This is a genomic window from Streptomyces sp. NPDC042371 (assembly GCF_056437465.1).
Genome location: NZ_JBWKAP010000009.1, coordinates 246042 through 271343, shown reverse-complemented (window position 1 = coordinate 271343; position 25302 = coordinate 246042). Strand labels below are relative to the sequence as shown.

Genomic DNA, 25302 nt, shown 5'->3' with positions numbered 1-25302 from the left:
CAGGGGGCGTCGACGTACACGCTCCTCGTCATCTCGTCGGGGCCCCCGGCAGGTGTGGTACCTGGCGGGCGTGCATCGTGCAGGGGCTCTGCCGGGGGACGCGGCGGCTGTCTGCGGTGGCCAGGGGCAGTGACCAGGACACGCGGATGCTGTCGATGAGCGGTCGCGCGCTGTAGGCCGATATGCCGAGTTCCTGGCGCGCCTGGGCGAGGCGCTCCGGTTCGCCGCCTTCGCCTCGTGCGGCGGCGTCCGTGGCCCGCTGGGAGAAGGGCCTGACGGTGAAGATGTCGAGCAGCGTCAAGGAGAAGTACGCGTAGGCGGAGGCCTCGTCGATGAGCTGGAGGGCCTCGGGCGTCAGCTGTCCGGCGAGGGCGGGCTGAAGGTGGTCGTCGGCGCCGCCGAAGGCGAACTCTTCGAGGGTGGTCTGCAGTTTGGCCTGGGTGCAGGGGCAGGGCCGGGGGTCGCTCAGGTAGGTGACGAGCGTGCCGAACCGGCTGAGGACCGTACGGGTCTCCGGCGTCCACTGGTGTTTGCTCAGCAGGGTCCTGAACCCGGCGAGGGTCTCGGAGAGTTCCTCGAGGACCAGGTGGCGGGAGATGTCGGTGAGTTCGTGGCTCTGCGACTTCTCCTGCATTTCGCTGATCTGGATGCCGTAGCGCATGAGGTCGCGCAGGATGCCGCCGGACAGAGCGTGGGCGAGCCGCACGTAGGGCTCTGTGAGCCGGTCGGTGCGTACGGCGAGGATGGTCCTCGATTCTTCGAGGGTGCTCGGCTGGACGTGGACGATGTCGTCCAGGGAGCTGTCGGTGACGCCCCGGTGGGGCAGGCCGCGACGGACGAACGTGGCACCGACGTCCTCGGCCACCGAGATGAGGTAGTAGACGTACGGGACGCCGAGGACGGCCTTGATCTCGCTGAGGAAGGCCAGGGCCTCGGTGTCGGAGCCCAGCCGGTCGACCTCGTCGATGGCGATGACGACGGCCCTGCTCGCCTCGCCTCCCCGCCCGGTGTTCCGCAGGTGGAGCGCCCAGGCGATCTGGGTCAGCAGCTCACGGAAGCTGTCGACGAGTTCGGGGTAGGTGGGCGGGACGGTGGTGACGGATGTGGAGTGGGAGCCGCCGAGTGTCAGGACCTGGGCGGGGCCGGTGGCGTTGAGGGTGTTGCCGGACATCTGGATGGTCTGCAGCCGGTAGAGGTGGTTGCGGCACCGGGTGACCAGCTCCGGTTCATCGAGCCGCGGCTCCCACCGCCCCACGCCGACCAGCGCCAGGCCCACCATGAAGACGGCCATGCGCAGGGGGTTGTCCTCATCGGCGAGCAGCGGGCGGATCTCGGGGCTGTCGACCACGTACAGCACGAGGGCGAGGGCGCCGATCGCCGCCAGCGGCTGGAACAGCCGCCGCAGGCTGATGTGCCACCGTCCCAGGTCGAACTCGAAGCCGGAGTCACGACAGGCGACGCAGAACCTCCACGTCAGAGCCAGCAGGCCCGCCGTCGCCAGCGTCTGTGGCCCGATGTCCAGGTCCAGTTGCCTCACCTGTTCGTCCAGGACGAGGCTGAGCGCCGCCAGGCATTGGAGAAGGTGGCCCAGGGCCCGGCCGGACCTTCGCCAGCTCTCCTTGATCAGCCGGGGCAGCCAGGCGGCGTGCCGCGACTGCCACCAGACAAGGCCCGCGAGGGTGACGCACAGGCTCGCGACGACGGCGTGCCCCTGCCAGATGTCGACGACGGCGTCGCGGAACCCGTCACCCTGCTCGCGACCGGTATCTCCGATGGAGTCGGCGTAATCCGTGTACAGGGAGCGGGCGGGGGCCGACAGGCCGAGCACCACCAGGGCGGCCGCCGGGAGGGCGAACACGCTCCAACGGCCCAGCCTCCGCAGCCGCGACCAGACCCGGCGCAGCAGCCGCCGGGTGGGCGAGAGGCGGGTGAACTCGGGGACGTCGTACCCCTCGTTGCCCAGGTAGGTCTCGCACAGCCGCACGGACAGGGAGAGCAGGAAGTCATGGGGAGCGTAGGTGGCCGGGGCCTGGGCCAGCAGGCCCAGCTCGGCGTCCTTGACGCACCCTTCGAGCAGGGTCGTCTTGCCGGAGCCCCGCGGTCCGCACACTGCGATGGTGCCGTACTCGACCTGGTCGAGCTTGCGCTCCAGCTGGAGCATCGCCCGGGTGTCCACGACGTGTGCGGGAGATCGAGGGGTGCGCAGCCCCGACGACCGGTCCGGGAGGAACACGGAGTCGGGTTCATCGCCCACCAGGCGGCGCACGACATGCGGGACCGCAGGCAGAATGCCTTCCTTCAGGAGCACCTTGCCCCAGTGGACGGCCCGCACCCCGACCTCGAAGCGCTGCACCGCCCAACTCACCGCCAGCGCGGCCTCTTTCAGGGACCGCAGCAGGTGGCCGCTCACTGACGCACCGCACCGGTGCAGCACGGACAACAGGGCCACCGCGGTCACCACCGACGCGCCCAGCCACAGCAGGTTGCCGAAGAGAAGCACCGCGAGCGCGCCGAGAGCCAGCAGTGAACAGGCCACCCGCCAGTTCCAGGCCGCCTCGCTCTCCGCGTCACGACGCCGTTCCTCGATCTCCGCCAGGGCCTGTCCTGCCCTCTCGAACGTCTGCAGTTCGACGTCCGGGCACCGGCTGATGGTGAAGTCCTTGAAGAGCGGGGCGAGCAGCTCCTCCCGGAGGTCGACCTTCGTCACGCTGCTGTGCGCCCGCAGCAGTTGCTCCGTGCTCGGGTCGTTCACGGCATCGTCCACGGTCCGGTCGTAGATGATGTCCATGTCCGGCTCGAAGAAGTCCCTGACCTTCAGCAATTGAAGTCGGTGCCAACTCCAGAGCCACAACATCCGCGCTTGTTACCTCTCTCCCGTGTCTTGCCCCGCATGATTCCCCGCTGGTTTCCCCACATGCAGAACCTGCGGATGGTACCGGCTCCGATCAGTCGGCAGTCGTTGCGGCCCGGAACCTGGTCTCCACGATGGACGATCTCAACGACTTCTACCGTCGGCTCCTGGGCGGGAAGCTGCTCGGCGCGGCGGAGCTGCGGGAGATGAAGACGACGGTGCCCGCGCACGAGCCGGAGCCGGGGCAGGAGGTCGTGCTGCGGTGCGGGCTCGGCCTGTTCACCCTCAAGATGCCCGGTGGCGGCTGGTACTGGGGCCATGACGGCGGCGTGTTCGGGGCGGGGACCTGGGCGCTGTCCACGGAGGACGGGCGCCGCCAGGCCGCGATCGGCTACAACCTGATGAAGTACGAGCGGTTCGACGAGGACGGCAGGCCGCTGCCGAACCCGATCGGCGAAGCGCTGGTCAGGTACATGGACGGAGCGGTGAGCGGCGCCCCGGCGAAGCGGGCCCCCGGCGCGTTGCCGGTGCCCGACCGCCTGCTCTCCCCCGCGCAACTGCGGCGCTAGGGCGGGCATCCGACGGCTCCCCGTGGGCGTTGCGGAGCAACTGGCGCACGGGGAGCGGAGGTTCATCGGCCGCAGCGGCGATACAGCCGGGCCTGATACCTCAGCGGAATGCGGCGATGTTGCGCTCGGCCCAGCCGCTGAAAGGGATGGGGGCGCGGCCGAGGACTCGTTCCACGTCCGGGCTGATCCGCAGTTCGGCGGGGTTCGGGGCGGCGATGATGTCCAGGGTGTCGTCGGCGAGCTCCGGCGGCACGGACCGGATCATCCCGGCCTTGGCCTCGTCGCGGGTGAGTTCGTGGAACCGCACCGGCGAGCCGAGCGCGGCGGCGATGGCCTCCACCTGCTGACGCGGCGTGATCACCTCCGGCCCGGTGAGCTCGTAGACCCCTCCGTCGTGCCGGGCGTCCAGCAGGCAGGCCGCCGCGACCTCGGCGATGTCCACCGGGTCGACGACCGGCACCCCGACGTCGCCGAAGGGTGCGGCGGCCGTCCCTTGGGTGCGGATGGACTCCGCCCAGGCGAAGGCGTTGGAGGCGAAGCCGCCCGGTCGCAGGACCGCCCAGTCCAGGCCGGACTCCCTCAGCGCGTCTTCCACCCCGCGCATCGCGACCCGCGTCGGGCCGAGCGGCCTGGTCGCCACGCCCTGCGAGGACAGCAGGACGACCCGGCGCACCCCGAAGGACGCGGCCAGGTCGACGATGTCGGTCGGCGTGGCGTCCGGCGCGTGCAGGTCCCCGGAGAGCAGGACGAACAGCGCCTTCGCGCCGTCCAACGCGGGGGCGAGGCCCGCCGGATCGGCCAGGTCGGCCGACACGTGCCGCACCCCGTCCGGCACCGCGGCCGCGTGCCGCGACACCGCCGTCACCTGCTCGCCCGCCTCGGCCAAGGCCTGCGTCAGGGGCCGGCCCACGTTTCCGGTAGCCCCGGTCACCACGATCATGTTCTGCTCCTAGTCCGTTGTGCACTACGGAAGTTGACGCTAGGAGCCGGGCTTACTTTTCGTAAGAACATACCCGGAGGTAAGCTCCGGACATGAAGGAAGGCGCGCAGCTTACGCAGGCCGAGTCGGACCGTCCCTATGAGGTGTTTCACACCGACTGCCCCGCGCGCGGCGTGGTCGACCACGTCACCAGCAGGTGGGGGGTGTGGGTCCTGATCTCCTTGCGGAGCAACGACCTTCGGTTCTATGAGCTGCGCGACAGCATCCAGGGGATCAGCGAGAAGATGCTCGCCCAGACATTGCGCGCGCTGGTCCAGGACGGCCTGGTCTGGCGGGAGGTCGAGCCGACGACACCGCCCCAGGTCACTTACGGGCTGACCGAGTTCGGTCAGGACATCGGTGAGCCGCTGACGGACTTGTTCGACCGGATCACGGAGCGGCTGCCGCAGCAGGCGCCGGAACGCAAAAACGGGGCCCCGAAGATCAAGTCTTAGGGGCCCCGCCTCCGCGACGCCTATGGCTATGCCTACGCCTACGCCAGCTTCGCGCTCTGCGCGTCCACGATGCCCTTGCCGATCTTCGCGTTGCCGGGGCGTGCCTGGGTGAAGGCCATGCCGTCCACCGCGTAGTAGACCGCGATGGTGTCACCCTGACGGACCGTCTGGGCGCGCATGGTGTGGGTGACGCCCTCGTGCTTCGTGGTGACCCGGAAGGCGAGCGACTCGTCGGCACCACTCGGCTTGGGGGCGGTCTCTGCGGTGATCGAGGAGATCGCGCCCTTGTTGCCGTTCGCCTCGGCCGAGAAACCCGCGCCGCAGGAGCGGATCGCCTTGGAGAGGTCGGCCATGGTGGTCTTCGCCTCGCCGCTCGCGTACGTGGCGAGCGTGACGTACGTGTAGTCGCCCGGCCCCTTCGCTCCCGTGGCCAAGCGGATCAGGTCGGCCTTCGGGGTGCCCAGGGGGAGCTGGTTCGTCGCGTACGCGAGCGGAGCGCAGACGGATTTGTCGAGCTTGACCTGGTCCTGGGACGTGGCGAACGCGTACTTCTTATCGGGCTTCTTGACCGTGAAGCCCTTCACATCGTTCGCGGTGAGGGCGGCACGGCGCAGCTCGGCGGCCGGGTCCGCGGTCTTCTCCGGGGACTTCGCCGATTCCTTCGGCTTTCCGGCGGAGGAATCCGACGACGAGGAATCCGAGTCGGAGTCTCCGCAGGCGCTGAGGACCATGAGGGAGGCCAGGGCGAGAGCGGGCGCGGCCAGGGCGGTTCGGGTCCGCTTCATGAGGGCTGGGGCTCCTGTCGTTGGACGTGCGTCGGCGTGCTTCGGCGTGCGTCCGCGGCACTCTACTGTGCGGGTGACTCAGGAGTCACAGGCGGTGTCCCCGCGCCCTCGACCGGACCGGGACCCGTCAGCCCATGGGCACCGACCGGCGCCGGACGAGCCCCCACTGGTAGGCGATGGAGACGAGCTCCACCCGGTTGCGGGCGCCCAGTTTGGCCAGGATGCGGCAGGCCCGGGTCTTGGCGGTGGTGCAGGAGAGGAACAGCTTCTCGGCGATCTCCTGGTTGGAGAGGCCGGTGCCGATGAGCACGAGCATTTCCCGCTCGCGCGGCGTGAGGCCGTCCAGCGGGATGCCCGGGGCCCGGTCCCGCAGGACGCATTCGTCGATGACGCGCTGCACGATGCGGGGAGACAGGTGTGCCTGGCCCTCGGAGACCACGCGGATCGCGCGCAGCAGTTCGTCGGGCTCGGCGTCCTGGAAGAGGAATCCGCAGGCGTGCGCCGCGAGCGCGTCGAACACCTGCGAGTCCGCGGCAGGTGCGGCCATCGCGAGGACGCGTACGCCGGAAAGCTGCGGGCGGGCCGTGATGCGCCGGGTCGCCTCGATGCCGCTCATGCCGCTCATGCCGGGCAGTTGTGGGTTCATCAGGACGACGTCCGGGCGGAGCCGCTCGGCGAGCTCCACGGCCCGGGCTCCGTCGCCGGCCTCCCCGACCACCTCTATGTCCGGCTGCGCGGCGAGCAGCGTGGCGCAGCAGGTGCGCAGCAAGGCGTCGGTGTCCACGAGGAGCACGGAGATGCTCATGGCGTCTACTCCCTAGGCGAGCGGCGAGGGATGGGCAGCGAGAGACGGGTGGGGTGGGTGTGACCACCGCAGCGTGGCCTCTCGAAGGTCCGATCCGCCGGGGGAACGGTGGTGAGGGCGGGTGCTGTCTCGCTCTACTGACGAACCAGGGCGAGGAGATGTGAGGCGATCTCCGCCGCCTTCGGCGACTTTGGCTCGAAGTAGGCCAACTTCCGCACGGCAGCGGGAGTGGGGGTGGGAGCGAAAAAAGACAGGGGTGTCCTCAGGACCCGGCGGTGGGAGCTGCCCTCAGGGCACCGTCAGGGCGTGCGCACCGTCGGCTGCGGTCCGGTCGCCGGAACCCTCGGGGTCTCCTGGGTGTGGAACTGCTCCAGGCGGCGCTGCGCGAGCAGCAGCGTGCCGCGTTGGCGGCCGGGAACCTGGCGGCGCAGGGAGACCAGGGCGGGGCCCAGCGCGCGGACGGCTTCGGCGTCCCGTATGCGGTCCCAGAGGTGGTGGGCCCGGTCTGCCGCCGCCTCCACCTCGGGGGAATCGGGCGCCTGGCCCCCCGAGATCCGGGCCGAGGCCACCGCGAGCCAGGTCTCGCAGCTGCGTGCCGGGTCGCCCGCGAACCTCGCCAGGTCCGCCCGTACTTCCATCCAGTGGATGGCTTCCTTGGAGCTCGGCCCGTGCATGCGCAGCGCGCTCTGCTCCCAGGACGCCGCCAGGGAGGCCGCCTCGCCGTGCCGCCCCGCCTCGACGGCCGCGGTGATCGCGGCGTGCGGGTCCATGTGGGCGTCGTCGGGCTGCGGCTGGTGCGGGCCGGGTGCGGCGGGGGACGGTGTGCTGGGGTCGTGGGCGGGCAGCAGGTCCGGGGCGTCGTCGCCGAGGCCCTGGGCGGCGGCCTGCTGGTGGAGTTGGAGCGGCGGCGGGCGGTAACCGCTGCGCAGGATCGTCGCGACGGCCTTCATGTACGCGGGGATCGCGGTCGTGCGACGCCGGGCGGGCGGGGCGATGCGGCCGTAGAGCGCGACGGCGGGGCCCGCGTCGAGGGGCTGTGCGGTGAGGGCCTGCCAGCTCTCCTGGTCGGTGTGCAGGTCGGCGATCACCGTGGTGCTGCCCGCCGGGCGCAGCCGCAGTTCCTGCGTGAACCAGTGCCACGGGAACCCGGTGTAGCGCACCGTCGCCGTGGTGGTCCGGGCGAGCGCGACGTGCAACTGCCGCTGGCGCCGGTCGAGGTGGACCTGCCCGATGAGATAGATCGTCAGGGGCCCGGGCGCCATCGCCGCGGCCCTCAGCCGGGTGAGCACCGTCTGCGGGTCCAACGGGTCCGCCAGTTCCACGATGCTCGCGGTCGGCGTCCCTGCAAGCGTCTCCGTGGGCACCGCCGCGAGGACGGGAAGCACGGAAGCCGCGTCCACCAGGCGTCCCTTGCCCACCGGGGCGGCCGCGATGAGCAGCACGGTTCCAGGCACGGGTCCCTCCCTCTCGATCATCACGTCAGCACCGTATCCGCATCTCACGCTCGACGCGCCCATCGGGATTCTCCTGCTGTGCGGTGACCGTACCGGTCGGCGCCCCGGGGCGGGTGCGGTTCAGGGTGCGGCTCCCGATGACTGCCCGCGCGGACATCGCCAGGGCCGCGAATCGGCAGGAGTTCGTTCTGTAGCACGGAACGAGCCGCGTAATCTCGTCCGTACGTACGGATGCGCGGGAGCGCAGCGGTCCTACCCTGCGGAGATGATCAGGCACATGTCGTCGCACCCCGCCCGTGGTCTGAGCCGGGTGCTCGACGACCTCGGGCCCTCGCTCCTGGACCTGCTCCTCGGCGACCCCGCGGCCGCGGCGGAGCTCGGCGGCGTCGGCATCCACGATCCGCACGACGAACAGCACTATCCGGAGCGCGCCATCGTGCTCGGGGTCGGTGTGCACGGGGCGGCGGATATCGCCCGGCTGATGCGCGGGCTCACCGGTGTGGGCGCGGCGGCGCTCGTCGTGCGCGGGCCCGTCGACACGGCGGCCCTCGAAGCCGTGGCGGACGAGACCGGGATCGCGCTGCTTGCGCTGACCCGCGGGGCGTCCTGGGCCCAGCTGGCGGCGATGCTGCGGACCCTGCTCTCGGAGGGCGACGTGGGCGGGCCCGGGGAACAGACCCTGGGCGGAGTGCCCTCCGGGGACCTCTTCGCGCTGGCCAACGCGATCGCGACCCTCCTTGACGCGCCGATCACCATCGAGGACCGCAGCTCCCGCATCCTGGCCTTCTCCGGACGCCAGGACGAGGCGGACCCGGCGCGCGTGGCGAGCATCCTGGCCCGGCGGGTGCCCGAGCGGTATCTGCGCATCCACGAGGAGCACGGCGTCTTCAAGGAGCTCTACCGCAGCGAGCAGCCCGTGCACATCCCGCCGCCCGCCCTGGGCGACGAGGTCGCGCTGCCGCGGGTGGCGATCGCCGTGCGGGCCGGTGACGAGACCCTCGGATCGGTGTGGGCGGCGCTGCGCGAACCGCTCACCAAGGAGCGCGAGGAGGCGTTCAAGGAGGCGGCCAAGCTGGTCGCCCTGCACATGCTCCGCTTCCGGGCGGGCGCCGACGCCGAGAACCGGCTGCGCGCCGATCTGGTGGCGACCGCGCTGGAGGGCGGTCCAGGGGCGGTCGGGGCGCTGGGGCGGCTGGGCCTCGCCGACGAACCCATCCTCGTCCTGGCCATGGGGCTCGGCACCTCGGCGGACGGCGACCACGCCCAGGTCACCGCCGAGCGGCAGCGGCTCGCCGGGGCGCTGGCCGTGCACCTGACGGCGGTGCAGCCGCGGTCGGCGGTGGCACTGCTCGGCGATGCGGTCTACGCCCTGTTCCCCGTCCCCGACGACTCGGCGTCCGCGCGCGAGCGGGCCGTGCAGGTGGCGGCGGACTTCCTGCAGCGCACCGGGGACCGCGGTGGCGCGCTCGTCGGCATCGGCTCGGTGGCACCCGAACCCGCCGCTCTGGCCCGATCCCGGACGAACGCGGACCGCGCGCTGCGCGTACTGTGCTGCCGACCCGGCGACGGCACGCGGCGCGTCGCCGCCATCGCGGACGTCCACATCGACGCGCTGCTCCTTGAGATGCGGGACCTGGCGGTCGCCAACCGCGATGAACTGTCGGGGCCCCTCGCCCGGTTGACGGCCTACGACCGTCGGCACAACGCCCACCTCGTCGAGACGCTGCGGGCGTGGCTGGACGCGTTCGGCGACGTGATCGGCGCGTCCGCGAGCGTGTTCGTCCACCCCAACACCTTCCGCTACCGGATCCGCCGCGTCGCCGAAGTGGGACAGATCGACCTCCAGGATCCGTCCGAACGGTTCGCCGCGATGCTGCAGTTGCGTCTGATGGGGCTGTACGACGGGGGCGGCGAGTCCGAACGCTCCTCGACGCGGTTCTCTCGCTGACGCACGCTGGACGGCGCCGCCCGCCCACCGACCGAAGGGACCCGCACCGTGCCCCAGGACCTCCACTCCCGTGCCGTCGTCGCCGACGCGCACAACGACCTCCTGATGGCGGTGACCGCCCGGCCGCCGGAGCGCTGGGCGAGCTTCTTCCGCGAGCGCTGGCTGCCCCAGCTGCGCGAGGGCGGCATCGACATCCAGGTGCTTCCCGTCTTCATCGACGACCAGTACCGCCCGGAAGGCGCACTCCGGCAGACCCTGCGCATGATCGAGTGCGCCCACGTCCTCGCCGAGGGCAACGCCGACCACGTCGCCCTGTGCCGCGACGGGGAGGAGATCGACGCCGCCCTGGCCTCGGGCCGCATCGCCCTGGTCCTCGCGTTGGAGAGTGCGCCCGGGGTCGACGCGCACGTGGAGCTGTTCTCCACCCTCTTCCGGCTCGGCGTACGAATCGCCTCCATAGCCCACTGGGGCCGTACGCCGCTCGCGGACGGCAGCTGCGAGGACGCCACCGGCAGCAGGCTGACGATCCCCGGTGTCCGGGCGCTGCGGGAGATGGAGCGCCTCGGCATGCTCTTCGACGTCTCCCACCTCGGGGCGAGCGGCGTCTCCCACGTCCTGGAGATCGCGACCCGCCCGCTCGTCGCCACCCATTCGTGCGCCCGGGCACTGCGCGACCACCACCGCAACCTGTCCGACGAACACCTGCGCGGCATCGCCGCCACGGGCGGGGTGGTCTGCGTGAACTTCATTCCGGGCTTCCTCACCGACGACCGGGACAAGGTGAGCGTCGAGCGGATCGTCGACCACATCGAACACATCGCATCCGTCACCGGCATCGACCACGTCGGAATCGGCGCCGACTTCATCCTGGAGGTCATGGCCGACCTCACCCCGCCGTGCTGCGAGTCGCTGGGTGACGAGGACCCGTTCCTCGACTTCCCCGGGCTCGAAGGTCCTGCGGGCATGCCGCTGGTCACCGGCGCGCTGCTCGACCGCGGACTGGCCGAGGACGACGTCCGCAAGATCCTCGGCGGCAATCTGAAGCGGGTCATGGGCTCACACATGGGCTGACAGGGGCGGATACGGAGGGGTCCGGGGAGGGCGGTCTGCGGCCTCTTCGTCTCTGGGTACGAATTCCCGTCCGACGCGGGTGATCCACGTACCAACTCCGCTTCCGGCGGCTTGCCTAGCGTGGTGGTCATCCCACCACCTGGAGGACTCCCCCGTGCAGGCCGACCACGTTTCCCACCCGGCGCCGCCACCCCTCGGCGCCATGCTCGACGACCTCGAAGAACTCGTGTCCTGCGAGTCCTACTCCGCCGATCACGCTGCCGTGGCCCGCTCCGCCACGGTCGTCGCGGAGCAGGGCAGCAGGCTGCTCGGCGCCCGGCCGCGGACGCTGGTGACCGGCGGAGTGACCCATCTGCAGTGGAGCTTCGGGACACCGCGCGTCCTGCTCCTCGGCCACCACGACACGGTCTGGCCCATCGGCACCCTCAAGACCCATCCGTTCTCGGTACGGGAGGGTGTCGCGCGCGGCCCCGGCATCTTCGACATGAAGGCGGGGCTGGTGCAGATGTTCCACGCTCTGTCCCTGCTGCCCTCCCTCGACGGCGTCTGCGTCCTGGTCACCGGTGACGAGGAGGTCGGCTCCGACACCTCCCGCACGCTCATCGAGGAGACGGCGCGCGCCTGCCGGGCCGCCCTCGTCCTGGAGGCCTCCGCGACCGGCGGTGCCCTCAAGACCGCCCGCAAGGGCGTGTCCCACTACGAGATCACGGCCCACGGCCGGGCCGCCCACTCCGGTCTCGACCCCGAGAAGGGCGTCAACGCCGCCACGGAACTGGCCCACCACCTCCTCGCGCTGCGAGGCATCACCGACACGGTGACCGCCCGCACCGGCCCGGGGACGACGATCACCCCGACGGTGATGTCGGCCGGTACGACCACCAACACGGTCCCGGCCCTCGCCCGGCTCAGCATCGACGCACGGGTGCCCACCCCGGCGGCCCAGACAGCGGTCGACGACCTCCTCAAGGGCCTCGTGCCGCACCACCCCGAAGCCCGGCTTGAGGTGTCCGGAGGCCCCAACCGGCCGCCCCTGGACGCCGAGGCCTCGCAGAGCCTGTTCGCGCTGGCCGCCGAAATCGCCGAGCGCACGGGGCTCGGCCCGCTCCGGCAGACGGCCGTCGGCGGCGCGTCCGACGGCAACTACACGGCGGGGGTCGGCTGTCCGACGCTCGACGGCCTCGGTGCCGTCGGCGACGGAGCCCACGCCGACCACGAGCACGTCATCACCGCCGACATGCCGCCCCGCACCCAGCTCCTCGCCCACCTCGTCGGAGCGCTGCTGTGAGCCACCTCGACATCCGCGAACTCCACACCATGGAGGAGTTCGAGACCGTCTGCCGTCTCTACGCCGACATCTGGGGCACCGAGCCGAGCACGGGCCCGATCTCCGCCGAGGTCATGCGCGCCCTGGCCCATGCGGGCAACTACGTCGGCGGCGCGTACGAGAACGGGCAGCTCAAGGGCGCCACCGTCGCGTTCTTCGGCGAGCCCGCGGGCACCACCCTGCACTCCCACATCACGGGCGCCGCCATGGGCCGCGGCATCGGCCTCGCCCTCAAACTGCACCAGCGCCAATGGGCCCTGGACCGCGGCCTGAAGCGCATCACCTGGACCTACGACCCCCTCATCCGCCGCAACGCCCACTTCAACCTCACCAAACTCGGGGCACGACCGGAGGAGTACCTGCAGTCCTTCTACGGCGCCATGGACGACGCCATCAACGGCGGCGACGAATCGGACCGGGTCCTGACCGCCTGGGACCTGTCGGCCCCGAGGCCGGAGGCCGCTCACGACGGCATCCCGCTGCCCGCGGGCGCCGCACACGCCGTGCGCGACCACGAAGGCCTGCCCCGACTCGGCCCCACCGGCGCCGAGTTCGTCCTCATCGACCTGCCGGACGACATCGAGGCGCTGCGCCGCACCGACGCCGCGGCCGCCCGCGCCTGGCGGGTCGCCGTCCGGGAGACCCTCGGTGGCCTGCTCGCCGAGGGAGCCCGTGTCCTCGGCCTCCACGACCGGCGCGGCTATGTCGTCCAGCGCTTCCCCGCCACCCCCGCACACCTGCCCACCGGGAGCAACCAGTGACCAAGACGAAGATCTCCGGCATCGAACTGCGCCGCATCGCGATGCCGCTCGTCGCGCCGTTCCGCACCTCCTTCGGCGTCGAGACCAGCCGCGACGTCCTGCTCGTGCGTGTCGTCACCGCCGACGGGGAGGGCTGGGCCGAGTGTGCGGCCATGTCCGAGCCCCGCTACTGCAGTGAGTACGTCGACGGGGCCCAGGACGTCCTGCGCAAGTTCCTCATCCCCGCGCTGCCCAAGGACGGCGTGGACGCGGCCGCCGTGGGCCGGGCCCTTGAGCCGTTCACCGGCCACCACATGGCGAAGTCCGCCCTAGAGAGCGCGGTGCTCGACGCCCAGCTCCGGGCCGCGGGCGAGTCGTTCGGCTCCTACCTCGGCGCCGCGCGCGACCGCGTCCCGTGCGGTGTCTCGGTGGGCATCATGGACTCGATCCCGCAGCTCCTCGACGCCGTCGAGGGGTACGTCGCCGAGGGCTACGTCCGCATCAAGCTGAAGATAGAGCCGGGCTGGGACGTCGAGCCCGTGCGCGCGGTGCGCGAACGCTTCGGGGACGACCTGCTGCTGCAGGTCGACGCGAACGCCGCGTACACCCTCGTCGATGCCCAGCACCTCGCCAAGCTCGACGCCTTCGACCTCCTGCTGATCGAACAGCCCCTCGCCAACGACGACATGGTGCAGCACGCGCAGCTCGCCAAGGTGCTGCGCACCCCGATCTGTCTGGACGAGTCGATCGAGTCCGCGGCCCACGCGGCCGCCGCCATCTCGCTCGGGGCCTGCTCCATCATCAACGTCAAACCGGCCCGCGTCGGCGGCTACCTGGAGGCCCGCCGCATCCACGACATCGCGCGCGCCCACGGCATCCCCGTCTGGTGCGGCGGCATGCTGGAGACCGGCATCGGCCGCGCTGCCAACATCGCGCTCGCGGCGCTGCCCGGGTTCACGCTGCCCGGCGACACCTCCGGTTCGAGCCGCTACTTCGCCACCGACATCACCGAGCCGTTCGTCCTCGCGGACGGTCATCTCGAAGTCCCCACCGGCCCGGGCCTCGGAACGGAGCCGCTGCCGGACGTCCTCGACGAGGTGACGACGGCCACGGAATGGATCGCCCTCTAGGCCCCGGTCACCGGTCACCGGTCACCAATCACTGGTTCGGGCGTCGAACATGTTGTAGCCGAGCGTCGACTTGCCCACGTACTCCAGGCACTGCTCAGGACCCGTGGGCGTCACCGAGCACAGTGCCGCCTCGCGCAGCAGCCGCTCCAGGGGGCCGGGGCCGCGCAGCGCGTCGGCGCCGCAGATGCGGACGGCCCCCAGGGCGAGCCTGGGGGCGAGTTCCGCGATGCAGTACTTCGCCGCGTGGACCGCGGTGTGCGCCTCCAGGCTCCCCTTCTCCTCGTCGACCAGCCGGGCGGCGGAGTGGACCAGCGCCCGCGCGGCCCTGAGGTCGACCGCGAGTCGGCCGACGTCCGCCTGGAGGGCGGGTGAGGAGCGGCGGTGCTCATCGCCCCGCAGGAGGCGGACCGTCAGCCGGAGGATGGATTCGGCGATGCCCAGATACGCGCCCATGCAGCCGGACACCGTCCAGTGCGGCTCCCTGACCAGTTTGAACAGGGAGAGCCCCTCCGCACCGAGGAAGAGCCGCTGCCGCGGGACGACGACGTCGCTCAGCGTCATGGTCGCGGTCCGGGTGCCGCGCAGTGCGGCGGCGTCCCGGGGGTCGCCGAAGGAGACCCCCGGGTCGTCCTTGGACACCACGAAATGCGACACCTCGTCGGCGATCGCGGCGCCTTCTTCGCGGGCCGCGATCACATAGTGATCGGCGATCCCTGCAGGTGACACCGAAGACTTGGTGCCTTTCAGGGTGTAGCTGTCACCGGTACGGCGATAGGTGGTGTGGATATGGCGAATTCTGGCCCCGCTGCCGGTCTCGGCCGTGGCCGAGGTGAACATGCGGCCGTGTTCCACGACTTCACGGAAGATCCAGGTGCGGAACCGGTCGGCGGCGGCGGGGAGTTCGGAACCGGCCGTTTCGCACAGGGATCCGATGGCCATGTAATGCATGTTCAATCCGAGGGCGGTCGCCCCGTCCCCGACGGCCAGCGTCTCCGAGATCCTGGTGTAGTCGAGGAACGACAGTCCCTCGCCGCCGAACTCCCGCGGAACCAGGAGGGTGAGGAGTCCCGCCTCCCGCACCGCCCGGTAGCCGAGGTCCGGGGCGGCCCGGCCGCTGTCGATCTCGGCCGAGCCGCGCCGGAGTTCGTCCGCCGCCTCGCGGACCCGGTCGAGAAGGACCGTGGTGTCCGCAGCGTCCATGATGTGAATCCGGCCCTTTCAGAAAGACACGGAAAGGCTCAGATAGGCCGGGGAACTCCGTGCTTGGACGAGTTCCACCCTGAATCCAGTGAGCGATCCATCGTTGGCCAACCCCTTTGATGTGCGCGGAAATGACGAAGCCCCGGCGGCGACGGTTGATGCCGGCGCGCACGACCGGGCCGCCTCAAATTCCTCACATGCCGTCACGCTTCATGTGAGGAATCTGAGCGCCCCGTGAATACGGCCGCGAATGACCGCCCTTTCCTTGCACGGTCAGTATCGTCCCGACGTTCCGAAGGCGTCCAATATCAGTTCGTACTGAGCACTAGTCCGGTCAGTTATGGAGGGCGGCCCGCCCCTCGGAGGAGACGGCGCGGGCGGGCCCGTGTCCACCGGATGGCGCAGTCGACGTGCGCTCCCCCGCCCGTGACTGTCTGCTGACTGAGATGGGCTACCACATAGACAGCCCGCGTGAAGCGGGCACCACACGACGTGACGTACTGGGCATGGCCGCGGTGCTGCTGGCAGGCGGCGCCCTGTCCGCGGGGGCCGCCGCACCGGCGGCCGACGGGGAGCTCGACGACTCCTGCGCGGCCGCCTACGACGCCGAGTTCGAGTCGGCGCTGGCCGACGGCGACGCGGAGTTCCCCGAGACCCCCGAGGACGAGGAGCGCGGCCTCGCAGCCGGTCCCCGCCGGTTCACCCTGCCGCTGCGCCGCCGTTTCCGGGTCACCGCCCGGTACGGGGTGCGCGGCAACTGGCTCGCGGGCCACCACACAGGCATCGACCTCGCGGTCCCCCGGGGCACCCCCGTGTACGCGGTGGGCGGCGGGGTGGTGGTGCTGGCCCGCTGGTCGGGTGCGTACGGCAACGCCGTCACCGTACGGATGCCGGACGGGCACTACGCGGTGTACGGGCACCTCTCCCGCATCCGGGTGCGCAAGGGTGCCCGCATCCGTGCCGGGACGCGGCTCGGGAGCAGCGGCAGCACGGGACGTGCCACCGGACCCCACCTCCACCTGGAGATCCGGGCCCGGCGCCACTACGGCTCGGACGTCAGTCCCTACCGCTACCTGGCGCGGCGGGGCGCTCGGCTCTGGTAACACCTCCGGCCGCCGGGGCTTCAGGACCGCAGGGACTTGAAGGCCCGCGTCTGCTCGACGATGGCCCGTTCCGTGGGCAGTCGCTCGATCGACGAGGCGCCGAAGAACCCGACGATGCCGGTGGTGTGCTCCAGCACGTACCGCGCGTCCTCGGGCTCGGCGATGGGGCCGCCGTGGCAGAGGACGAGGGCGTCGGGGTTGACCCGCTTGGCGGCGTCGTGCATCTCCTGCACGGCGGCCGCCGCCCGGTCGAGGGTCATCGCGGTGCCCGCGCCGATGGATCCCTTCGTGGTGAGGCCGACGTGCGGGACGAGGATGTCGGCGCCCGCCCTTGCCATCTCGGCGGCCTGCTCGGGGTCGAAGACGTAGGGCGCGGTGAGCAGGTCGCGTTCGTGGGCGGCGCGGACCATGTCGATCTCCAGGCCGTATCCCATGCCGGTCTCTTCGAGGTTGACCCGGAACGTGCCGTCGTACAGCCCGACGGTGGGGAAGTTCTGCACGCCGGTGAAGCCCATGGCCTTCAGCTGGTCGAGGAAGAGGTCCATGCGGCGGAACGGGTCGGTGCCGCACACGCCCGCGAGGACCGGGGTGTCGAGGACGACCGGCAGGACTTCACGCGCCATGTCGACGACGATCTCGTTCGCGTCGCCGTACGGCAGGAGTCCGGCCAGGGAGCCGCGGCCCGCCATCCGGTAGCGCCCGGAGTTGTAGATGATGAGCAGGTCGACGCCGCCCTCTTCCGCGCACTTGGCGGACAGGCCGGTGCCCGCGCCCGCGCCGATCACGGGCTGTCCCGCGGCGACCTGGGCGTGCAGCCTGGCGAGTGCTTCCTTGCGGTTCATGGGGTACTCCTCGAAGAGCGGATCAGCGGGCTGCCTGTGAGGCGGCGCGTTCGCCGATCATTTGGTGCAGACGGTCGGCCATGGTGACGGCGAAGGACGCGTCGTTGATGTGGGCGTCGACCTCGTGCAGGCGGACACCGCTGCCGCACACGGTGGCGCGCAGGGCGTCGAGGCCCGTCCTGTCGGCGACCGGGTCGGCGAACGGCGCATCCGTCATGTCCACCGCCGAGAGGCCGCGCAGGGGCCAGTAGAGCTCGGCGGGCCCGCGGGCCGCGGCGAGCTTGTGGCCGAGCATGGCGCCGAGGGCCGCCATCTCGCGGGCGGTCGTCCGCATCAGGGTGACCGTCGGGTTGTGGACCAGGAACCGCCGTCCGGCGAAGCGTTCGGGAACGCTCTCCGCGGGGCCGAAGTTGACCATGTCGAGGGCGCCGGGCGCGACGACCTGGGGGATGGCGGCGGCGCCCGCCGCGGTGAGCCGGTCGGGGCCCGCGCTGAGCACTCCCCCGACGAGTTCGTCGGCGAGTTCGGTGGTGGTCAGGTCGAGGACGCCGTCAAGGAGGCCGTCGGCGGCGAGCTTCTCCACGGCGCGGCCACCGGCGCCCGTGGCGTGGAAGACCAGGACCTCGTAGCCCAGTTCGGCGAGGCGGGCACGGGCCGCGTCGACGGCGGGCGTGGTCACGCCGAACATGGTCGCGGCGACGACCTTGCGCCGCGGGCCCGCGAGCTCCTCGTAGCTGCGCTCCTGGCGGCGGGCCATGCCTGCCGCGGCGGCCGCGGCGTTGCCGAGGATGTGGCTCGAGACGGAGTTGATGCCGGAGATGTCGACGACGCTGTACATCATCGTGAGGTCGCTGCTGTCGACGTACGGTGCCACGTCACCGCCCGCCATGGTGCTGACCAGGACCTTCGGCACGCCGATGGGCAGGGCCCGCATGGCCTGCGCGGCGATGGCCGAGCCGCCGCTGCCCGCCGCCGCGAGCACCGCGTGCAGCTTGCCCTGATGGTGCAGGTCGAGCACGACCCGGGTCAGTCCGTCGGCCATGGCGGCGACGGCCGCGCCACGGTCCCCGGCCGCGCGCAGCGCCGCCAGGTCGTGTCCGGCGGCCCGCGCCACCACGTCGGCCGGGATGTCGGCCGCGGGGGCGTGGGCGGGCGGCGGCAGGACGCCGATGTCGACCAGCAGGACGTCGCTGCCGTACTCACGGAGCCGCTCGCGCAGCCACGCGTACTCCTCGCCCTTGGTGTCCAGTGTTCCGACGAGGACCACCGTCGCCATGTACTTCACACTCCTTCAGGTGCTCGGTGCTGTTGATCCTGCGACCGGTCCTCGAGCGAGACAACGGCCAGTGGGGCCCGATTGGCCTGCGCATGGGCGAAGATGAGGGTATGGCGAAGATCCCGACGGCCCGTTTGTCGCGGCTGCTCACCGGCTGGTCATCGGAGGGTACGACTCCGCTTCCGCGTCGACTCGCGGACGCTCTGCGGGAACTGGCGGAGCGGGCGGACGTGACCCCCGGCTCGACCCTGCCCTCACAGCGTGAACTGGCCGGTGTGCTGGGGGTGAGCCGCTCCACGGTCACCGCCGCCTACAGCCTCCTGGAGGAAGAGGGCTGGCTGGAGAGCCGCCGCGGCAGCGGTTCACGGCTGCGCGGCTCGGGGGCCCTGGAGCAACAGGGCGGCGAGGAGCGGCACGGGGGCGAGGGCCGCCTCGCCAGTTTCGACGCGCGGATGAGCGGCGCCGATCTGTCGAGCGGCGCGCTGGACGGGCTCGGTGCGGTGGGCGACGCGGTCGGTGCGCTGTCGGGCGACGACCTCGCCCCGCTGCTGCGGGCCGACGGCTATCTGACGCACGGGCTGCCGGAGCTGCGCGAGGGCATCGCGGCGTACTACCGCGGAGCCGGGCTGCCCACCGAACCGGACCAGATCCTGGTCACGGCAGGCTCGCAGCAGGCCGTGTGGCTGGTCGCGCAGGCGCTGGTCGACCCGGGCGACACGGTCGTGGTGGAGAACCCCACGTACCGGGGCGCCCTGGAGGCGCTGCGGTCGCGCGGCGCGCGGCTCGTGCCGGTCGGCGGGGACCGTCCAGGGGCCGGTGGCGCGGGCTCCGACGCGGCGGCCCTGCGGCGCCTCGGCGCGAAGGTGCGGCCGCGGCTCGTCTACCTCCAGCCCGCCGTGCACAATCCGACGGGCCGCAGTCTGGACGGGGCGGCGCTGCGGGCGTGGGCATCGGCGCTGGGCGAGCGGGAGCTGTTCACCGTAGAGGACACCGCGTGCGCCGAGCTCGGTCTGGCGGACGACGGGGCCCCCGTGCCGCTGACGGCCAGGCTCCCGGAGGCGTCCACGATCACGGTGGGGACGCTGTCGAAGCTGTTCTGGGGCGGGCTGCGGGTGGGCTGGGTGCGGTCGTCGCCGCACATCGTGGCGCGCCTCGCGAAGATCAAGACGTCGGTGGACCTGTCGTGTTCGGTCGTGGACCAGCTGGTGGCGGTGCGGCTGCTGGCCGGGCTGCCGCAGGCGCGGACCACTCGCCGGGCGGCGCTGCGCGCGCAACTGGCGGGCGCGGAGAAGCTGTTGCGTTCGCGGGCCCCGCACTGGGAGTGGGACCGTCCGGCCGGTGGCCCTGCACTGTGGGTGCGGGTGCCGGGCGTCGACACGGAGGCGCTTGCGCAGTTGGCGCGGCGCCAGGGCGTGGCCGTGGTGCCGGGGTCCGCGTTCTCCGCGGTGGACGGTTTCCGTGACCGGCTGCGGCTGCCGTACGCCCACGGCGTCGACATGCTGGAACGGGCACTGCCGACCCTCCTCGACTGTGCGGAGCGGAGCCGGGTGACCGCCGGGGGCTGATCCTCCGTCACCGGCGCTCCGGGCACGGCCCGTTGTCAGACCCTGCTGACAGCATGCGGGCATGGGATTCTTTGACGACCTGGTGTATTCGCCCGACGAACCCCGCGAGGGACCTTACGAGGAGTTGTTCGAGGAGCCGGCCGCGCGGCGCAGCGAGGTGATCCGGCTGGGTCCGCCGGGTGAGGGCACGGCTCGCGAGCGCCCGCCGCTCGACTGGTTCGTGCCCGCGCCGGTGCCGCAGCTCGTGGTGGCCGGGGCCGGGACCACGGCGAAGGTCCTGCTGACCGGCTGGTCCGTGTGGCCGGATTCGGTCACGCTGCACCTTGTCGTGCACCGGACGGTCCACTGGCAGAACGAGGGCGAGGGACGGCAGTCGGGGCTGCGGGTGGGGCTCGTGCTGGGCGACGGGCGGCGGGTGACCTCGCTCGACGCGGACCGGGACGAATACTCGACGTTGGTCGGCCCGGCGGCGTCCCACGCCGCCGCCTCCGCCGGGCGGCCGACCGGGCTGATCCCGCTGGACCCCGGCGGGATGCGCGACTCGCTGTTCAGGACGGACGTCGACCTGTATCTGACGGAGCTGCCCCCGCCCGGCGAGGCGCGCCTTGTGGTGGAGTGGCCGGACGAGGACATCCCCGAGACGAGCACGCCGGTCGACGCCGATGCCCTGCGGGCCGCGGCAGCGCGCGCCGTCGAGGTGTGGCCCGGGCTGCCGACGCCTCCCGCCACGGGTACGGATTCCTTCGTCGTCTTCACCCGGCTCGGCGGGCCGCCCGGCTTCCTCGCCCGGCCGATGTCGGGGCGCGAGCGCGGCCTGCTGCGCGAGCGGGAGAAGGCCCGGGTGCGGTACGTGCCGCGGGGCGACTGGGCAGGCATGGGTTACGAGGACTGGAGCGACGCGGCGCTGATCCGGGCCCGGCTGGACGGCGGCGCACCGGTCGACGAGCCCGTCTGGTCGGGCGCCACCCCGCTGCACCTGGCGGCCGAGCGGGGCGCCGCGGAGTCCTTGGACCTGCTGCTCCCGCACGTCACACAGGTCGACGCGCCCGACGACGAGGGGCATACCGCGCTGTGGCACGCCGCCTGCCGGGGCAACGAGGACAGTGTCCGCGCACTGATCCGGGCCGGAGCGGACGTCTGGACCCCGCAGACCGGTCCCTGGTCGCCGGGGCGGCTGCTGCTGACGACGCCGCTCGCCGCGGTCGTCGAAGACCTGCCGGGCGCGGTGCCGCTGCCGGACGAGGAGCTGGCGGCCTTCCGCGCCGCCGACGCGCTCATCGCGGCCTTCGACGACCAGGACGCGTGGACGGAGGGGCTCGGGATCGCCTTCGTCCGCGATCTCGACGCGGCCGAGGTCGTCCGGCGGCTGGGCGCCGACCCCGCTCGCTGCCCCGAAGTCCCGGCGGAGCAGGCCCCGTTCGACGAGGAGGACTACGACACGTCCCTCCGCTTCGTCGCGGTGGCCGATCTGCCGGGCAGCCCCGGCGGCTGCGTCATCACGCAGGACGGGTACATGCCGGGCGACGACGCGGTGCTGCGCGCGATATCGGCGCACACCACCGCCTACGGGATGTACTTCAACCCCAAGGGCGGCACCCACGGCACGCTGGCGAGGGACGGCCGCTGCGTGGAGCACGAGGAGATCGGTCTCTCCCCCGACACGTCGGACCCGGCCGCGTACTGGCACTTCCGCTTCTGGCAGGCCGGTTCCGGTGTCCCGTTCGACGCGCTCGACCTCGCCTACGCCTGCGCGGCCGCCGGACTCCGCATCACCGACGGCCGCCCGGCCCTCGACGTCACGCTGCCGCGGCGCTGGGTGGAGCTGCCCCCGGAGCTCGTGCGCTGACCCATGATGATCACGGAGAAGGAAGGGGACCGCGCGTGCTGGAGCGGCTCAACCAGGCCATGGAGTACATCGAGCGCCACCTCGGCGACACCGTCGACGTGACGGAGGCGGCGCGCGTCGCGGCCACCTCCGAGTACCACCTGCGCCGGATGTTCTCCGCGCTCGCGGGCCTGCCCCTGTCGGAGTACGTGCGGCGCAGGCGGCTGACCCTCGCGGGCGCCGAGGTGTTGGAGGGACGCGACACGCTGCTGGAGATCGCGGTCCGCCATGGGTACGGGTCGGGCGAGGCGTTCGCGCGGGCGTTCCGCTCCATGCACGGCGTCGGGCCCGGCGAGGCCCGGCGCACCGGGGCCACGATCAGCTCCCAGTCCCGGATGACCTTCCGGCTCAGCGTCGAAGGGAGCAGCGACATGCGCTATCGCGTGGTGGACAAGCCCGCCTTCGCTGTCGTCGGCCCCAAGGCCCGGGTGCCGCTGGTGCACTCGGGACCGAACCGGGCGATCATCGACTTCGTCCGTGGGATCGCGCCGGAGGACCTGGAGCGGCTGGAGAAGCTGTCGGACCAGGAGCCGCGGGGCATCCTCGCCGTCTGCGACGACCTGGACCCGAGCCGCGCCGAGGGCACCGAACTCGACTACTACCAAGCGGTGATCACGTCCGCGGACGCCCCGGCGGGCACGAGCGTGCTGCCCGTACCCGCCGGGACGTGGGCGGTCTTCACGGCGTCGGGTCCCGCGCCGGAGGCCATCCAGAACCTGTGGCGGGACGTGTTCACGGAGTGGTTCCCCTCGAACCCCTACCGCGGCCGCCCGGGACCCGAGATCCTGCGCATGCGCCCGTCGCCGGACAAGTCGTCGGCGGAGACGGAGGCGGACGCCGAACTGTGGCTCCCGGTGGAGCGGGACCAGGGCTGATCCCGGGGCTGGCCCGCTCCCTTCGCGGGGCTCAGCCCACCGACGCGGTGGAGACGAAGCCGCGGGTGACGTGGGTGCCCGCGCCGTCGTTCTCCGCGCGGTAGCCGGACTGGCCCACGCAGTCGCTGTACTCGTAGTTGGCCCTTGCCGTGCCGCTCAGGCCGCCCGCGTCGCCGGACGTGGGCCCGCCGAAGACGACGTCGGACCTGGGCATCTCGGCGCAGCTCGGGATGCCCGCGTAGTACTCCACGAAGCCGCCCTGGGAGCCACGGAGGTTCCCGCTGCCCGCAGGAAGCGTGTACGTGCCGAGGTGTGTCTCCTTGCCGGTGACCGTGTCCCGCGCGGTGCCGGTCCAGGTGTCGGTTCCGGTCCGCTCGACCTTGATGTCGTAGCGGTGGCCGTAGACGCCGTCGAAGTCGACCGCGCAGGTCACGCCCGGTCCCCCGTCGGCTCCTTCGTGGCACAGCGGGTCGTTGGTCGTCGAGCCCGCGACGAAGTTGGAGAAGCGTGCGGAGAGGCGCTCGCTGCCACCGCTGTTCGCGCGGGGCTGCAGGCCGGTGTAGCCCACGTCCGCGGCGTTGGTGAAGTTGAACTGCTGGGCGAAGTAGATGCCGCTCTGGTGGGCGGTGGCCTTGTTGACCGTCATGGGGAAGGTGATGTCGCGCAGGCCGTCCGTGGGGGTGCCGGGGATGGACCAGCTGATCGACACGTTCCCGCCGCCTACGGCCGCGGTGGCCGGACCGGGCATGGCCACCAGCAGTCCGGCGACGGCCGCCGCGACCGCGCCGCTTCGGCGCCAGGTTCTGAGTGCAGACATGTGCTGTTCCTCCTCGGTGGGGGGGCGAAGAACAGTGCGGGCGCGTTCACAGTGTCGCGCCCGCGCCCCGCGCCACCGCCATGGACAATCGCGGCACGGCCTTGGACTCTTGCCCCTCCCTCACCGCTCCGCTATCCCTCCGGGTAGAAGACGAAGAGCGTGCATCCTGCGGTCGTCTGCGGGATGTGCGAGGAGCCCGCGGGCGCGTGGATGAACGAGCCCGCCGGATAGTCCCGTTCGCCGTCGTTGAACACCCCGGAGACCACGTAGACCTCCTCGGGCCCGGGTTCGTGCACGTCGATCCCCTCCCAGCGGGAGTTCGGGTCCATCTCCAGGACGTGGGCCTGCGCACCGTTGTCGCCCGTCCACAGGGGGCGCAGCCGGATGCCGGGGAAGAGTTCGCGGGTGGGGGCGTCGCGCACGGCCGCCCATGCGTAGCCGGGCCCGGTGTCCGGCACTGCCGTCGAGGCGTTCTGTTCCGTCGTCATGGCTCCAGCCTCCCCGGCGGTGATCGTCCCGCCGAGTGTCAGAAAAGTCATGCTGAGATACTTTCCTGCCATGCATCGTGTCGTCGCGCTCGTCCACGCTCCCCAGTCGACCTTCGAACTCGCCTGTGCGGCGGAGGTGTTCGGCATCGAGAGGCCCGGCATCGAGCGGCGGTACGTGTTCGGCGTGTGCGCGGAGCGCCCGGGGCCGGTGGCGACGCGAGCCGGATACGACATACTCGTGACCGACGGCCTGGACGCACTCGACCGCGCCGACACGGTGATCGTCCCGGGCTGGCTGCCCACCACGGAGGCCCCCTCCCCCGCCCTGGTGCGGGCACTGCAACGCGCGCACGGCCGCGGGGCGAGGATGCTCAGCATCTGCTCGGGCGCCTTCGTGCTCGCGCACGCGGGGCTCCTCGACGGGCGCCGCGCGACCACGCACTGGGCCCTCGCGGACGAACTGGCCGCCCGCTTCCCGGCCGTCCGGCTCGACCCCGACGTGCTGTACGTGGATCACGGGGACGTGGCCACCAGTGCCGGTTCCGGCGCGGGCATCGACCTGTGTCTGCACGTGGTCCGGGCCGACCAGGGCGCCGGGTACGCCGCGCAGGTGGCGCGGAACATGGTGATGCCGCCGCACCGCGAGGGCGGTCAGCTGCAGTACGCGGCGCCCGCGCACCCCGCCCAGTTCGACGGCTCGCTCGCGCCGCTCCTCGCGTGGACCTCGGAGCATCTCGACGACCCGGTCGGCGTCGACGACCTGGCGGCGCGCGCGGGCGTCTCCGCCCGGACCCTCGCGCGACGCTTCGCCGACCAGCTCGGCGTCAGTCCAGGTCAGTGGCTTCTCGCCCAACGCATCGGGGCCGCACGCCAGTTGCTGGAGTCCACCGACCTCCCACTGGACGCGGTGGCCCGGCGCGCCGGGCTCTCCTCGGCGACCAATCTCCGCAGGCGTTTCCTGCGCGCCCTGGGGACGACGCCGGGCGCCTATCGCCGGGCCTTCCGCGCAGCCCCTCGGGCGGACAAACCCCTGTGATTACTGTGTGTAATCACTGAGTTGACGCTTCATCAGCTCCGCTTTTCGACCAATCACATCACCGTACGAGGGTACGAATGGCTCTGAGCGGGAACGATTGACAC

The 25302-nt window shown here is 71.9% G+C and carries 22 protein-coding genes; 12 read left to right on the top strand and 10 right to left on the bottom strand.

What is annotated here, in order from left to right:
- Nucleotides 1-28: 28 nt before the first annotated feature.
- Complete coding sequence (locus AC068B_RS27955) at nucleotides 29-2821, bottom strand: hypothetical protein (protein WP_478674379.1); 2793 nt, start codon at nucleotides 2819-2821, stop codon at nucleotides 29-31.
- Between AC068B_RS27955 and AC068B_RS27950 the strand changes: the two genes are divergently transcribed.
- Nucleotides 2821-3420, top strand: coding sequence for a serine hydrolase (locus tag AC068B_RS27950; protein ID WP_478674491.1), 600 nt, complete (start codon nucleotides 2821-2823; stop codon nucleotides 3418-3420). The genes AC068B_RS27955 and AC068B_RS27950 overlap by 1 nt on opposite strands.
- A 100-nt stretch (nucleotides 3421-3520) precedes the next feature.
- Here AC068B_RS27950 and AC068B_RS27945 read toward each other — a convergent pair whose 3' ends face one another.
- Nucleotides 3521-4360 carry an SDR family oxidoreductase gene (locus tag AC068B_RS27945; protein ID WP_478674378.1) on the bottom strand — a complete coding sequence of 280 codons (840 nt, stop codon included), beginning with the start codon at nucleotides 4358-4360 and terminating at the stop codon, nucleotides 3521-3523.
- 92 nt (nucleotides 4361-4452) lie between these two features.
- Between AC068B_RS27945 and AC068B_RS27940 the strand changes: the two genes are divergently transcribed.
- Nucleotides 4453-4854 carry a winged helix-turn-helix transcriptional regulator gene (locus tag AC068B_RS27940; RefSeq protein WP_478674377.1) on the top strand — a complete coding sequence of 134 codons (402 nt, stop codon included), beginning with the start codon at nucleotides 4453-4455 and terminating at the stop codon, nucleotides 4852-4854.
- 38 nt (nucleotides 4855-4892) lie between these two features.
- Here the strand turns inward: AC068B_RS27940 and AC068B_RS27935 are convergent, their stop codons facing one another.
- The 3 genes from AC068B_RS27935 to AC068B_RS27925 all read right to left on the bottom strand — a co-directional run bounded on the left by AC068B_RS27935 (nucleotide 4893) and on the right by AC068B_RS27925 (nucleotide 7898).
- Nucleotides 4893-5639 carry a hypothetical protein gene (locus tag AC068B_RS27935; RefSeq protein WP_478674376.1) on the bottom strand — a complete coding sequence of 249 codons (747 nt, stop codon included), beginning with the start codon at nucleotides 5637-5639 and terminating at the stop codon, nucleotides 4893-4895.
- A 127-nt stretch (nucleotides 5640-5766) separates the two neighbouring features.
- Nucleotides 5767-6444 carry a response regulator gene (locus AC068B_RS27930; protein WP_478674375.1) on the bottom strand — a complete coding sequence of 226 codons (678 nt, stop codon included), beginning with the start codon at nucleotides 6442-6444 and terminating at the stop codon, nucleotides 5767-5769.
- Nucleotides 6445-6743: 299 nt separating this feature from the next.
- Nucleotides 6744-7898 (bottom strand): hypothetical protein, encoded by a 1155-nt coding sequence (locus tag AC068B_RS27925; protein WP_478674374.1) that lies wholly within the window; start codon nucleotides 7896-7898, stop codon nucleotides 6744-6746.
- A 265-nt stretch (nucleotides 7899-8163) separates the two neighbouring features.
- Here AC068B_RS27925 and AC068B_RS27920 point away from each other — a divergent pair, with 265 nt between their 5' ends.
- The 5 genes from AC068B_RS27920 (at nucleotide 8164) to menC (ending at nucleotide 14111) form a co-directional block, all read left to right on the top strand.
- Nucleotides 8164-9846 (top strand): PucR family transcriptional regulator, encoded by a 1683-nt coding sequence (locus AC068B_RS27920; protein ID WP_478674373.1) that lies wholly within the window; start codon nucleotides 8164-8166, stop codon nucleotides 9844-9846.
- A 48-nt stretch (nucleotides 9847-9894) separates the two neighbouring features.
- Nucleotides 9895-10917, top strand: coding sequence for a dipeptidase (locus AC068B_RS27915; RefSeq protein ID WP_478674372.1), 1023 nt, complete (start codon nucleotides 9895-9897; stop codon nucleotides 10915-10917).
- Between the two features lie 202 nt (nucleotides 10918-11119).
- Complete coding sequence (locus AC068B_RS27910; RefSeq protein WP_478674490.1) at nucleotides 11120-12202, top strand: M20 family metallopeptidase; 1083 nt, start codon at nucleotides 11120-11122, stop codon at nucleotides 12200-12202.
- Entirely contained in the window at nucleotides 12199-13002 is an 804-nt protein-coding gene (locus tag AC068B_RS27905) for a GNAT family N-acetyltransferase (RefSeq protein WP_478674371.1), read from the top strand. The genes AC068B_RS27910 and AC068B_RS27905 overlap by 4 nt, the downstream gene beginning before the upstream one ends.
- 41 nt (nucleotides 13003-13043) lie before the next feature.
- Nucleotides 13044-14111: an o-succinylbenzoate synthase gene (gene menC, locus AC068B_RS27900; protein ID WP_478674489.1), complete on the top strand. Its 1068-nt coding sequence runs from the start codon at nucleotides 13044-13046 to the stop codon at nucleotides 14109-14111.
- A 21-nt stretch (nucleotides 14112-14132) separates the two neighbouring features.
- Here menC and AC068B_RS27895 read toward each other — a convergent pair whose 3' ends face one another.
- Nucleotides 14133-15311 carry an acyl-CoA dehydrogenase family protein gene (locus AC068B_RS27895; protein WP_478674370.1) on the bottom strand — a complete coding sequence of 393 codons (1179 nt, stop codon included), beginning with the start codon at nucleotides 15309-15311 and terminating at the stop codon, nucleotides 14133-14135.
- Between the two features lie 446 nt (nucleotides 15312-15757).
- Here AC068B_RS27895 and AC068B_RS27890 point away from each other — a divergent pair, with 446 nt between their 5' ends.
- Nucleotides 15758-16414, top strand: coding sequence for a M23 family metallopeptidase (locus AC068B_RS27890; protein ID WP_478674369.1), 657 nt, complete (start codon nucleotides 15758-15760; stop codon nucleotides 16412-16414).
- Nucleotides 16415-16434: 20 nt separating this feature from the next.
- Here AC068B_RS27890 and AC068B_RS27885 read toward each other — a convergent pair whose 3' ends face one another.
- Together AC068B_RS27885 and AC068B_RS27880 are read right to left on the bottom strand one after the other, a co-directional pair.
- Entirely contained in the window at nucleotides 16435-17256 is an 822-nt protein-coding gene (locus tag AC068B_RS27885; protein ID WP_478674368.1) for a phosphoenolpyruvate hydrolase family protein, read from the bottom strand.
- A 22-nt stretch (nucleotides 17257-17278) separates the two neighbouring features.
- Nucleotides 17279-18532 (bottom strand): Tm-1-like ATP-binding domain-containing protein, encoded by a 1254-nt coding sequence (locus tag AC068B_RS27880; RefSeq protein ID WP_356265259.1) that lies wholly within the window; start codon nucleotides 18530-18532, stop codon nucleotides 17279-17281.
- Between the two features lie 110 nt (nucleotides 18533-18642).
- On the opposite strand from AC068B_RS27880, the gene AC068B_RS27875 reads away from it, so the two are divergent.
- The 3 genes from AC068B_RS27875 (at nucleotide 18643) to AC068B_RS27865 (ending at nucleotide 22857) form a co-directional block, all read left to right on the top strand.
- Nucleotides 18643-20097: an aminotransferase-like domain-containing protein gene (locus tag AC068B_RS27875; protein WP_478674367.1), complete on the top strand. Its 1455-nt coding sequence runs from the start codon at nucleotides 18643-18645 to the stop codon at nucleotides 20095-20097.
- Between the two features lie 61 nt (nucleotides 20098-20158).
- On the top strand, nucleotides 20159-21943 hold the full coding sequence (locus tag AC068B_RS27870; RefSeq protein WP_478674366.1) for an ankyrin repeat domain-containing protein: 1785 nt from the start codon (nucleotides 20159-20161) through the stop codon (nucleotides 21941-21943).
- Nucleotides 21944-21978: 35 nt separating this feature from the next.
- Nucleotides 21979-22857, top strand: coding sequence for an AraC family transcriptional regulator (locus AC068B_RS27865; protein ID WP_478674365.1), 879 nt, complete (start codon nucleotides 21979-21981; stop codon nucleotides 22855-22857).
- A gap of 31 nt (nucleotides 22858-22888) precedes the next feature.
- Here the strand turns inward: AC068B_RS27865 and AC068B_RS27860 are convergent, their stop codons facing one another.
- A complete protein-coding gene (locus AC068B_RS27860) occupies nucleotides 22889-23674 on the bottom strand; it encodes a hypothetical protein (RefSeq protein ID WP_478674364.1) in 786 nt (261 codons plus the stop codon).
- 131 nt (nucleotides 23675-23805) lie between these two features.
- Nucleotides 23806-24162: a cupin domain-containing protein gene (locus AC068B_RS27855; protein ID WP_478674488.1), complete on the bottom strand. Its 357-nt coding sequence runs from the start codon at nucleotides 24160-24162 to the stop codon at nucleotides 23806-23808.
- A 70-nt stretch (nucleotides 24163-24232) separates the two neighbouring features.
- On the opposite strand from AC068B_RS27855, the gene AC068B_RS27850 reads away from it, so the two are divergent.
- Nucleotides 24233-25198 carry a helix-turn-helix domain-containing protein gene (locus tag AC068B_RS27850; protein ID WP_478674363.1) on the top strand — a complete coding sequence of 322 codons (966 nt, stop codon included), beginning with the start codon at nucleotides 24233-24235 and terminating at the stop codon, nucleotides 25196-25198.
- The last annotated feature ends 104 nt before the right edge of the window (nucleotides 25199-25302 follow it).